The following is a 12,120-nucleotide window of genomic DNA, read 5'->3' on the forward strand; positions in this document are numbered from 1 at the left end:
TCAAAAAACTTAAGTTTGTGCGACAGAATTTCAAAAAAGCTGTCAATAATGTAAATAGTAAAGATAAAAATTTATAACAAGGAGGAATTATTATAGATAAAAAGAAAAAAATAATAGGTTCTGTAGTTATTTTAGTTATATTTTTAACCTTTTTAATAGCAGGCTATTTTATATCAAAACCAAGCAAAGAGGTTAATACCAAAGAGGTTTTTAATGAGATTTCGACTGACAAAAGTGTTAATCATAACGAGGAAAATAAGAGTATAACTGCCTATATAAACGGCGAAGTAAAAAATCCAGGTGTATATAAGATGAAATCTGATAGTAGAATTCAAGACTTGGTTAAAGCTGCAGGCGGATCTACTGAAAGTGCAAATACATTAAAATTAAATTTAGCTAAAAAGTTAAAAGATGAAGATTATATATATGTAGAAAAGAAGACAAATACTCCAAGTGATCTACAAGTTCAGTCTTCTACAGGAAGTTCAACCGGAAGTTCAAGTGATAATCAAAAGATTAATATAAATTCAGCATCAAAGGAAGAACTTAAAAAAATTCCTGGAATAGGAGATATAACGGCTCAGAAAATAATAGATTATAGGGAGGAAAATGGGGGATTTAAGACTATTCAAGACCTTAAAAAGGTTGGCAGAATTGGTGATAAGACATTAGAAAAGATAAAAGACAAGATAGATGTTAGTTAAAGTTTTTATACTCAATTGCCAATATACTAAAAATTGTTATATAATGAAAGCTGTAAATTTAAAATGAGAGGTGTATTATTATGTCTATAAGCACAAAACTTACAGAGCTCACAAGGACCTCTGGATGAGCTGCTAAAATAGGGCCGGAGACCCTTTCAAATATATTAAATAAAATACCTAAAATGCATGATGAAAATTTGATAGTTGGTATTGAAACATCAGATGATGCTGCAGTTTATAAATTAAATGATGATACAGCTGTAATACAAACACTGGATTTTTTTACTCCGGTAGTTGATGATCCATATACTTTTGGACAAATAGCAGCAGCTAACTCATTGAGTGATGTGTATGCCATGGGAGGAATACCAAAAGTAGCACTTAATATTGTTTGCTTTCCATCGTGTTTATCAACAGATGTTTTAGGTGAAATTTTAAGAGGTGGAGCTGACAAGGTAATAGAATCAGGGGCAGTAGTTATAGGAGGTCATACTGTTGATGATAATGAGCCTAAATATGGTTTGTCTGTAATGGGAACTGTAAATCCAAACAAGATACTTAGAAATTATGGCTCAAAGGTTGGGGACATAGTTATAGTTACAAAGCCGCTTGGAACAGGTATAGTAAATGCTGCTATAAAGGGTAAAGTAGTTTCGGAAAGTGCATATATTGAAGCTGTAAAGATTATGTCTGCCTTAAATAAGTATGCTGGGGAAATAATAGCAAAGCATGATATTACAGCATGTACAGATATAACTGGTTTTGGACTAATGGGACATTCGTACGAAATGGCGTCTGCATCCAATGTTACATTAAAACTTCATTCAAGTAATATACCATATATAAAAGAAGCAGAAGAATATGCAAAGATGGGTCTTGTACCAGCAGGATGCTATAATAATAGAAAACATATAGATGGAAAATTTGAATTTAAAAACGTACCTGAATGGATTCAAGATATCACGTTTGATCCACAAACTTCCGGCGGACTCATGATTACATGTTCTGAAAAAGAAGGTAGTAAAATCATGGGTGAATTATCAGGTTTAGAACTAAAATCAAGTATTATAGGAGAAGTTATTCCAAAGCAAGATAATAAGTTCTTAATAGTAGATTAAGCAGCTAAATAATTGCTCCTTAAGGAGGATTTTTATTATGTTAAAAAAAGATTTGCTTAGAAAATTGCCTAAAATAGATCAAATGTTAAGTGAAGCTGTTGTACAAGAACAACTGAAGTATATGCCAAGAACAATAGTTATAGAATCACTTAGAAAATCAATTGACAATTACAGAAGCTTGATATTAAAAGAACAAATAGTACAATTTGAAGATAAGGATATATTAAGGGAATTTTTAAATATAGTAGATGATGTTAAAGGAAGCAATTTTAAAAAATTAATAAATGCAACTGGTGTAATAATACATACTAATTTGGGAAGATCAATATTAGCAAAGGGAGCTTTAGATAATGTAATAAATGTGGCACAAAATTATAGTAATTTAGAGTATGATTTAGAAAGTGGTAAAAGGGGATCAAGGTATAGTCATGTAGAGGAACTTATAAAAAAGGTCACTGGAGCAGAAGCTGCTTTGGTAGTAAATAATAATGCAGCTGGAATTATGCTGGCCTTAAATACATTGTGTAAAAATAAAGAAGCAATCGTGTCTCGTGGACAACTCGTTGAAATAGGGGGATCATTTAGAATTCCAGATGTCATGGCTTTTAGCGGAGCTTCTTTAGTGGAAGTTGGAACTACAAATAGAACTCATTTATATGATTATGAAAATGCTGTAAGTGAAAATACTGGAGTTTTTCTAAAGGTGCATACTTCTAATTTTAAAATATTGGGTTTTACAGAAGGTGTTGATTTAGACAGTTTAGTTAAACTAAGTTTGGAAAAGTCGGTTCCAATCATAGAAGACATAGGAAGTGGAACTTTAATTGACTTTTCAAAATATGGTTTTACATATGAACCTATGGTTCAAGAAAGCTTAAAACGTGGAGTTGATGTAGTAACTTTTAGTGGTGATAAAATGCTGGGTGGTCCGCAAGCTGGAATAATAGTTGGAAAGAAAAAATATATAGATAAAATGAAAAGCAATCAATTAACAAGGGCACTTAGAATTGATAAGATGACACTGGCAGCGCTAGAAGGTACCTTGAAGTATTATTTGGATGAAAAAGAAGCAGTGGATAAAATACCAACATTGAATATGATATTAAGTGATAAAGACAAGCAGAAAAAAAGAGCTCAGAGATTGAGAAGAAAGCTTAAAAACAGCACTCACAAATTTGAATTCATAGTAGACTATGACTATTCAATGGTTGGCGGTGGATCAATGCCAGCTGAGAGAATACCTACATGTATTATAAAGGTGAAAAGTAGTGAAATTAAACCTGAAGAGTTAGAAACTAAACTTAGAAATAATAAGGTACCTATAATAGTCAGAGTATCAAATGATGAAGTAATAATGGATTTGAGGACTATATTTGATAGAGATTTTGATACAATCGTAGAATCATTTAAAAATATATAAAATTCACTTTAAAAATGTTATAGATTAATGGGAAGGTGTGTTGCTGCATGAAACATGTCATAATAGGAACAGCTGGTCATATAGATCATGGAAAGACTACACTTATAAAAGCACTGACTGGCAGAGAAACAGATACCTTGAGAGAGGAAAAGGAAAGAGGTATATCTATTAATTTAGGATTTACTTTTTTTGATTTACCTTCTGGAAAAAGAGCTGGAATAATAGATGTTCCAGGTCACGAAAAGTTTATAAAAAATATGTTAGCTGGTGTCAGCAGTATAGATGCAGTCCTTCTAGTAATTGCTGCGGATGAAGGAATAATGCCTCAAACAAAGGAACATTTTGAAATACTTCAACTTTTGGATGTAAAAAATGGGATAATAGTTATTACAAAATCAGATATGGTAGATGAAGAATGGCTTGCTATGGTTAAAGATGATGTAAAAAAAGAGGTTAAAGGAACATTTTTGGAAAATGCAACGATACATACTGTCTCATCCAAAACTGGAGAAGGCATAAAAGAACTTGTATATGACATAGATAAAATTACAGATGAATTAGAAGAAAAGGACATTGAAGGTCATTTCAGACTGCCTGTAGATAGAGTGTTTTCTGTAACTGGATTTGGAACTGTAGCTACTGGAACTGTCATTAGTGGGACTATTAATGAAGGAGATACTATAGAAGTATATCCTTCTAAGACTGTATCAAAGGTAAGGGGAATTCAAGTGCACGATGAGTCTGTGAAGATGGCTGAAGCAGGTCAAAGATGTGCCTTGAATATATCAAATGTAAAAGTAAAAGATATTAAAAGAGGAGATGTAATCTCTGTAGAAAATTTAATGGAACCATCTATGATAGTGGACTGCAGTTTATATTATTTAAAAAGTGCAGATAGACCTTTAGAAAACAGACAGAGGGTTAGGTTATACCATGGAACTAGTGAAATAATATGCAGGGTTGTTATATTAGATAGGGAACAGTTGAATCCAGGTGAAAGTGCATATGTACAATTAAGACTTGAAAAGCCGCTTACTGCCCAAAGAAATGACAGATATGTAATTAGATCTTATTCTCCAATGTATACTATAGGTGGTGGATCTATAATAGATCCAAATGCTAAAAAAGCAAAGAGATTTTATAAAGATTATATTGAACAGCTTAAGACAAAGAAAAGCGGAAAAACACAAAATATACTTGAGGATACTGTGAAAAAGTTGAGCAGTAAATATCCTAATTTTATTGATATATTGAAGTCATTCGGTAAAAACGAGCAAAGTATTAAAGATGAACTTAATAAATTAGTAGATGAATGTAAAGTAATAAAATTAGGAGATGGAGATAAAGCAGTATATATTGATGCAAACTTTTTAAGTGAAAAGGCAGCAAAAATAAAGGACTTAGTTAATAAGTTTCATGAAGAAAATCCTTTAAAATTAGGATTTCCAAAGGAAGAAATAAAGGGTAAAGTATTTGGCAATAATATAAAACAAAAGGTATATGATGAATTAATTGATTTGTTAGTTAAAAATAAAGATATAAAAGTTGATGGAAACTTTATATCTAGAATTGATTTCAATGTAAATTATACTCAAAAACAAGAAGAACTTAAACAAAAAATAATTGATAAATTTAAAAAGTCCGGTTTTTTAACTCCTAAGTTTAGTGAAATTGAAGAAGAGATAGGAGAAACAAAAGATTTGAGGATGGTCTTTGATTCTTTAATAGAAAACGGAACAATTGTTAAAGTAAGTGAAGATTGTTTTTTCTTAAAAGATGATTATAATAAAGCGATAAAAATAGCGTATGAACTTATACAATCAAAGGGAGCTTTGACGCTAGCTGAATTTAGAGATGAATTAAAGACAAGTAGAAAATATGCTGTTGCCCTGCTGGAAAACTTTGATGGTATAAAGTTAACTAAGAGAATTGGTGATAAAAGAATATTAAATAATTCTATAAGCAATTATTTAAATTAAAAAATTTGACACAATAAAATGAATACTTTATAATATGATAGTGATGTGTTGTAAGCATGGGGGTAGATAGGTGCTGGTGTGCCTGCCGGTCTTCAAAACCGTGTTGCCGTGCTAAGACCACGACGGGTGGGTTCGATTCCCACATATTCCCGCCATAATGATATTACAAGCACTGAAATTACTTGATTTAATTACATATTTAAAAGAGATTTTTATAAATAGTTATATTTATAAAGGTCTCTTTTTTTATGCAATAAACTGTTATGTTGTGTTGAAAATTATGAAAAGAAAGGAGGGTAGATGTATCAATGGCTAAAAGAAAGATTAAATTAAACCACATTACAAATTTAAAAAAAGTAGGTAGAACGACTGACAATATATCAATATCTGAATTTTTTGATTTACATGAAAAATTTATGGAAGAAAAAGAACTAGAAAACCTTAGAGAAAGAACACTTGAAGAATATAATGTACATTTAAAATATTTTAAGAAATATGTAGAAAGTGAAACACAATTTAAACAAACTGATATGCCAATAAATTCAGATATTTTTAAAAGTTATGTGTACTATATGACCTTTGAAAAAAAATATTCACCTTTTACAGTTAATTTAAGATTAAGAACTTTGTTAGCATATCTGAGATGGCTTTATAACAATAATTATATTACAGAAAACATAGCAATAAAGATTCATTTGCAAAAAACACCAGATGATGCAAAAACACCGCTTACTGATGTTGAAGTTAAAAAACTATTAAATGGGTGTGATTTAAATACTTATACAGGTTTTAGAGATTTCTCGTTGATGCTTTTGATTTTAGATTGTGGTATTAGGATTGGTGAAGCAACGGAATTAAAAATTAGTGATTTTGATTTAAAGAATGGACTTGTAACAGTTAGGGCAGATGTATCTAAAACGAGAGTATCAAGACAACTACCAATTTGTACTAGAACAGCAAAAGTATTAAAAGAGTTAATAGATATTGCAATAGAAATGAGAAGTGGAGATTATGTATTTCAAAATACTTATGGTGGATATATAAAAAAACAAAATTTAATGCTTAGTTTTAAAAAAATAGGTAAAAAAGTTGGATTAGAACATAGATGTTCACCTTATTTGTTTAGACATACCTTTGCCACAAACGCAGTTAAATCAGGCATGGAAATATTTACACTCCAGAGGATCATGGGACATTCTTCGATTTTGACCACTAGAAAATATATACAATTAGAAACGAAAGATTTAAAAAGAAATCATAACAAAATTAATACTGTTGATAGATACTTTAGAAAATAATTACATGAATTGCCATATATAAGACACTTGATTTAAGCAGACAAGCAATTAATACTTCTACATGATAAACTCTCTCAGAATGGCTCTATGGAGCATATAAGGGGCAAGGTGAATGATCGTGTTAATTAAAGAAGAATTATACAAACAAATGAAAGATATGGAAGATGATAAGCAACCTATTATATATGAGAATGATGAAGTAAGAGAAGGTGTTGAGATTTATATAGTTATTGTAAGAATTGCTTCTTATGGGTATAGGATTTATCAAGCAATGAAACACACTACAGGCATGATAACAATTAAATACATGAGCATTGATAGTAATATGTTTAAGGCTATGTATAAAAAGAAATAAGCCACCTAAAAAAGGTGACTAACAATTAAATATCAATAATAGATTTTGCATAAACCTAAAATTGATAATCTATATCCAACTAATATAGATTTTATCAAAAAAAATTTGGTTTTGCAAGGTGTATTTCCTATACTTTTTTTTAAGTATATGTGAGTTGTGTTTACATACTAGCAACGTTAAATAATTAGTATGGTGTAGTAGAGCCAATGCAATAAATCTACTGGGATGTATAATAATTTCTGCTATTATAAAAACACCCCTCAAATGGGTACACATGACCATTAAAAATATTATGTGGGAGCGGTTCAGTAGTCGAAAGACGGCAATGTATTAATTATCCACAGAAAAATGTGGACAAGTATTAAAGGGTACTGATTTTGATATAAAAGATACATTACAATAGCAGTAAACAAAGAAACTTCAACTCATTATACAGAGTTTAATTTTTGTTTTGCTCTTTCTTAGGGCAAACTATATCCAAATTGCTTAACTATTGCCAGAGTTTAATATATGTAGATCAAAAGTCAAGTGTATAATCAAAATTTAGTAGTAAATCCTTAATAAATTTATTAGAAATTAGAGTGATAAATCCAGTACAGGTATAGTTGGTATACTGAAAGGTTGATATGATGAATTCTAATAAATTATACATGATTAGTAAAATATTAGGACTTTGATTTAAAGAATAAAATATAAATACTAGAGCATTTGATTATAAAAATAAATAATGAAGAGATAGAAAGAGGTAAATTAAAATTATGATATAATATGGTTGATTTTAATTAAATATATGGTATAATAGATAATAAGGGGGTGAGAAACATGAGTAATGTATTAGAGATTAAACAGGATCAATTAAAAAAGAAAATAGGACAGATAGTACCATTCGATTATGTAGGGAAACTAGAAGAGAATGAACACGTATTTACAGTCTATGTTGGAGGAGAAATACCTGTCCGAGTTAAAAGCAAATTGACTTACAAAGAATTTTGTAGGTTATGTTAAAACACAAATATTATAAAATTAGGAGGAGTTAAAATGAGTAATTTAATAGAAACATTAAAAAAACTAAATGGGGCAGATAGAATCATAGTATCTTGTTTTAATAGTGTTGATGTTGGAGTTAATACTAATTTTGAAATGAAAAATGTTAAATTTAATATTGAACATGATAATAGTATAAGATTAAGTGGAGATAAAATAGATAGATTTGAAGAAACTTTTATCTCCATAGATATGGATAAAATTACAGATGTTGAGTTTTTTGACTATAAACCAAAAAGAATGGGCATAATAACAGAAAATTCTGTTATTACAATAGAATATAATTAACTGAAATAACTAGGGGGTTACTTCCCCTTAGTTCAGGATTTAATTTAAAAAATAAAATAATAACTACCTCCTAATTTAATATATAACGGTCAAGGTATCTTATATTTAAAAAATAAATTAAAGCAATAGAATAAAATATAAGATACCTTGAGGATGCAGATTAAAAAATAAAGAAAAATAATATAATTCGGACGAAATAAGAAAACTTGCAAATTGGCTTATATCAACGGCTGAGAGCCACTTTTAAAGTTGACTATATTTTCAGAAAACTTTAATAAACCGCATAGTATCAACGGTTTATAGGCACTTTAGTAAATGAGTCTCTAAGGGAAAGAAATAAGTGTAACGGAATAGAACCACCAATAAAACTATCATAAAATGTTTTAAATAAAATGATTATAGACTATTTTATAAATTTCACTTTAAGGGATATATAAAATAAAAAAACGTTATAAAGTAGAAAATCTTGCAAACCATTTTAAATAAAAGGATTTAAGTACCTTCAAATCAAAAAATGCACATTTCCTAATATGAGGAGTAAAAGGTGTTTTTTATAATTTGGGGACATGAAAATTTTTTCATACCTTTTAAAATAAGTAAAATCAATAGGTTTGAACTTTTGCTAATTCCTTGTATATAGAGAAGTATACATTTTTATAAAATTGCAAGGCAAAAAATTTTTAACACCCTTTAAAGTAAATAATATCAATAGGTTCAGAAATTAGTTAATTCCTTGTATATGAGTATGAAGCAATAAAATAGTGCGATTATAGAATGAGGTAAAACTAAGTATTAAAAATCCTCACAAACATAGTAGTATCAATGGATTACAGGTTTTAACGGATATGCTACAATAGGAGTGGGAACAACAAAAGTTGAAAAATGATGGTTTAACGATTTGGAAAATATTTTTATAAACTGGCTGATATCAATGGCTTGAAGTATATCAATCTCGGGATATATGGAAGGATATAGAAATAAGAAAAAATAAAAAATGTTAAGAAAATAGAAATGTCATGTAAACTGGCTTATATCAAGGGATTGCAGAATTTTTATGATTTTTACTTTAAGGGATACATAAAATAAATAAAATAGGGCGATGACCATTTCATCAATAATCATAAAAATAAATAATTCGGACGGTTTTAAAAATCATGTAAATTGGCTTATATCAACGGTTAAGGCTATTTTTGAATCAAAAAATGCAATTTTCCTAATATGAGTATATATAATAATATAAAGAAATGTGATAATTGTAATTTATTAATAAAATCTAAAAGCAATAAAACAAAATATTGCAAACAATGTGCAAAAGAAATTGAAAAAGAAAATATAAGAAAAAGAGTACAAAAATATAGAATATTACATAAAGATGTAACGAAATAGAAATCTTCATTAAATGGCTCAATATCAATAACTAGAGCGTGTTTTTAGTGTATATATTTATCAGTAGTGGAAAAGAGTTAAATAAAAAAAATTGTTTGAAATAGGAAACCTTGTAAACTGGCTTATATCAAGGCTTTAAGGTTAATTTTTGATACTTATTTATCAGTAGTGGAAAAGAGTTAAATAAACGAAATAGTCGAAAATAGAATTATACGCAAATTGGCTTATATCAAGGCTTGACAGCGTTTTTAATAAATTCATTATATAGAGATATAAATATAAATAATAAAATAGGGTGATGACCTATCATCAAAATAAAAAATGGTTAAAATGAGTTATCAATATATTTGATAGTTGATTCTAACTATTTAATTATAGTTAGTGTATTGTATTGTTATTTATGACATATTATTTTAGGTAAGTTTTATTACTTTTGTAGTAGGTTCAAACCCTACCCTCTCCGTTAATAAGTATAAAGTAATGGGCAACGGGAATTTATACGTTGTAAGTATCATTAATAAAATAAATTATTGGTACTTTAATTTTGTATATTTAAGAATAGATTAATTTCTATTCTTTTTTTTTATAGCACAAAATAACCAAAACAAAAATAAAATATATAATTACATAAGTTGATATTACTAACTTTATAAAAAAGTAAATTAAATATTTAAGCACAAAGGAGGGAGGAGTCATGGATGATGTTAGAGAGTTAATTAGAGAAAAAATAATATTTCTAAAAAAAGAAAAAGGTGTTTCTTATCAATGGATTGCAGATAAAGCAGGAGTAACACGTTTTGACGTGGCACATTTAGCAAGTGATAACAGAAAATTAGGCAAAAATAAATTAATTAAACTAAAAGAGTTTATACTAAATTATTAAATAAAAATTTAAAATAAGGTCTTGATATAAAAACTTAAAGGCAGTTTTACTATCTATAAGGGTTTATATTTAAGAACTTGAAAGGATGTTGATTATTAATGGATTTTAAAGAATTAGGTTTATCAGATGAACAGGAAGCAAAGGTTACTGAATATGTTACAGGCGAGGTTACAAAGGCAAAGGAAGTATTTAAGGACTATATGCCTAAATCTGATTTAGACAAAATATTGCAAAGCGAAACTGATAAAGTAAGGACAGAATATAGTAAAAAATTGAAGGATGCTACAGACGAAATAAATAAGTACAAGCCAAAGGATAAATCTGAAGCAGAAATTGAAATGGAGAAAAGATTAAAGATTCTTGAAGATAAGGAAAAAGAAGTTGCTCAGAAAGAAAAAGTATTAAATGTTTCTAATAAATTAGAAGAGAAGGGGCTACCAAAACAACTAAGCAAATATTTAGTAGGTGCAGAGGATTTAGAAACTTCTATAACAGAAATAAAGGAATTATTTAATAATGCTCAAATAAATAGTGGTTTTAAACCAGATAGTCATAAATCTAAAGAAGATAGTATTACTAAAGAACAGTTTAAGAAGATGGGTGTAGTTGATAGGATGAATCTTTTTAGAACAAATGAAGAATTATATAAAAAATTAAGCAAATAAAAAGTTACTTACTTATAAAAGTAGGTGACTTTTTTATTATAATCAAAAATTTTAAATAAGAAAGGAATTGATGTTTATATGGCATTAATAATACCAGAGGTATATTCACAAGTTACAAGAGAAAAATTTGAAGGAAAGATTAGAGTTGCACTTTTAGCATCAGCATTAGGAGATTTACAAAATACAACAGTGGGGGAAACAATCCATTTTCCAAAATTTCGTACTATCGGAGATGCTAATACTGTAGTAAAAGGAACACAATCTCCAATACAGTCATTAGATCAAGATGATTCTACTGCAAAAATAGTAATGAAGGATTCCATTGTAAGAGTGTATGACATAGATGATATGACAGCACTGGGAAATCAGATTGAAGAAGCAAGTAGCCAGCAAGCCGTAGTGTTTAGTCGTAGTTTGGATGGGGACTTAATTACAGAAGCAAGTACAACACCTCTTAAAACTGCTACAGCAAGTGCTATAGCAATTACAGCAGCAGAACTAGATACTGCATTAGCAAACTTCGGGGACGATGCAGATGTTGATGATATGGCAGGAATTGTTGTTAATAGTAGGATAGATAGTTCATTTTATTCTATGGATGAATTTGTAGATGTGAATAAAACATTTACACAGGCAGGAAATGGTATAGTTAGAAATGGCATGATTGGTTATTTTAGAGGAATACCAGTATTTCATTCTAACCACTCAACTTTTGATGCTACTTCAAATGAATGTAAATCATTCATCATAAAGAAAAATGCACTTGCTTATATGGAAAAAAGGGCAATAGATATAAAAGAAGAAAGAGAAGAAAAATTACACGCTAGTGACATCGTGGGTACATATATATATGCTACAAAATTAATCGATGATAGTGGCGTTATTATGATGAAAAAGACTATATAATAGTGCAGTATTCTTTTTAAAAGGAAAGGGGAAAATTACCTCTTTCTTTTTTTTTAAGTGATTTTGTTAACATA

11 protein-coding genes and 1 tRNA gene are annotated in these 12,120 nt (G+C 28.9%); all 12 read left to right on the plus strand.

Annotation, left to right across the window (positions count from 1 at the left end):
- Positions 1–92 precede the first annotated feature (92 nt).
- The 12 genes from EBB51_RS02275 to EBB51_RS02325 all read left to right on the plus strand — a co-directional run bounded on the left by EBB51_RS02275 (position 93) and on the right by EBB51_RS02325 (position 12,046).
- Positions 93–704, plus strand: coding sequence for a helix-hairpin-helix domain-containing protein (locus EBB51_RS02275; protein ID WP_123052957.1), 612 nt, complete (start codon positions 93–95; stop codon positions 702–704).
- 80 nt (positions 705–784) lie between these two features.
- Positions 785–1,822 (plus strand): selenide, water dikinase SelD, encoded by a 1,038-nt coding sequence (selD, locus tag EBB51_RS02280; RefSeq protein ID WP_190285307.1) that lies wholly within the window; start codon positions 785–787, stop codon positions 1,820–1,822.
- A 37-nt stretch (positions 1,823–1,859) separates the two neighbouring features.
- On the plus strand, positions 1,860–3,242 hold the full coding sequence (gene selA, locus EBB51_RS02285; RefSeq protein WP_123052959.1) for an L-seryl-tRNA(Sec) selenium transferase: 1,383 nt from the start codon (positions 1,860–1,862) through the stop codon (positions 3,240–3,242).
- 47 nt (positions 3,243–3,289) lie between these two features.
- Entirely contained in the window at positions 3,290–5,221 is a 1,932-nt protein-coding gene (gene selB, locus EBB51_RS02290) for a selenocysteine-specific translation elongation factor (protein WP_123052960.1), read from the plus strand.
- A gap of 58 nt (positions 5,222–5,279) precedes the next feature.
- Positions 5,280–5,376 (plus strand) — tRNA-Sec (locus tag EBB51_RS13530).
- A 153-nt stretch (positions 5,377–5,529) separates the two neighbouring features.
- Positions 5,530–6,519: a tyrosine-type recombinase/integrase gene (locus EBB51_RS02295; RefSeq protein ID WP_123052961.1), complete on the plus strand. Its 990-nt coding sequence runs from the start codon at positions 5,530–5,532 to the stop codon at positions 6,517–6,519.
- 112 nt (positions 6,520–6,631) lie between these two features.
- Positions 6,632–6,874: a hypothetical protein gene (locus EBB51_RS02300; protein WP_123052962.1), complete on the plus strand. Its 243-nt coding sequence runs from the start codon at positions 6,632–6,634 to the stop codon at positions 6,872–6,874.
- 822 nt (positions 6,875–7,696) lie between these two features.
- On the plus strand, positions 7,697–7,879 hold the full coding sequence (locus EBB51_RS02305) for a hypothetical protein (RefSeq protein WP_123052963.1): 183 nt from the start codon (positions 7,697–7,699) through the stop codon (positions 7,877–7,879).
- A 33-nt stretch (positions 7,880–7,912) separates the two neighbouring features.
- Positions 7,913–8,206: a hypothetical protein gene (locus EBB51_RS02310; protein ID WP_123052964.1), complete on the plus strand. Its 294-nt coding sequence runs from the start codon at positions 7,913–7,915 to the stop codon at positions 8,204–8,206.
- Positions 8,207–10,286: 2,080 nt separating this feature from the next.
- Positions 10,287–10,475: a hypothetical protein gene (locus tag EBB51_RS02315; protein ID WP_123052965.1), complete on the plus strand. Its 189-nt coding sequence runs from the start codon at positions 10,287–10,289 to the stop codon at positions 10,473–10,475.
- Between the two features lie 98 nt (positions 10,476–10,573).
- Positions 10,574–11,140 (plus strand): DUF4355 domain-containing protein, encoded by a 567-nt coding sequence (locus EBB51_RS02320; protein WP_123052966.1) that lies wholly within the window; start codon positions 10,574–10,576, stop codon positions 11,138–11,140.
- A 78-nt stretch (positions 11,141–11,218) separates the two neighbouring features.
- Complete coding sequence (locus EBB51_RS02325; protein ID WP_123052967.1) at positions 11,219–12,046, plus strand: hypothetical protein; 828 nt, start codon at positions 11,219–11,221, stop codon at positions 12,044–12,046.
- Positions 12,047–12,120: the final 74 nt, after the last annotated feature.

This window comes from Clostridium sp. JN-1 (genome assembly GCF_003718715.1).
GTDB lineage: Bacteria > Bacillota > Clostridia > Clostridiales > Clostridiaceae > Clostridium_AV.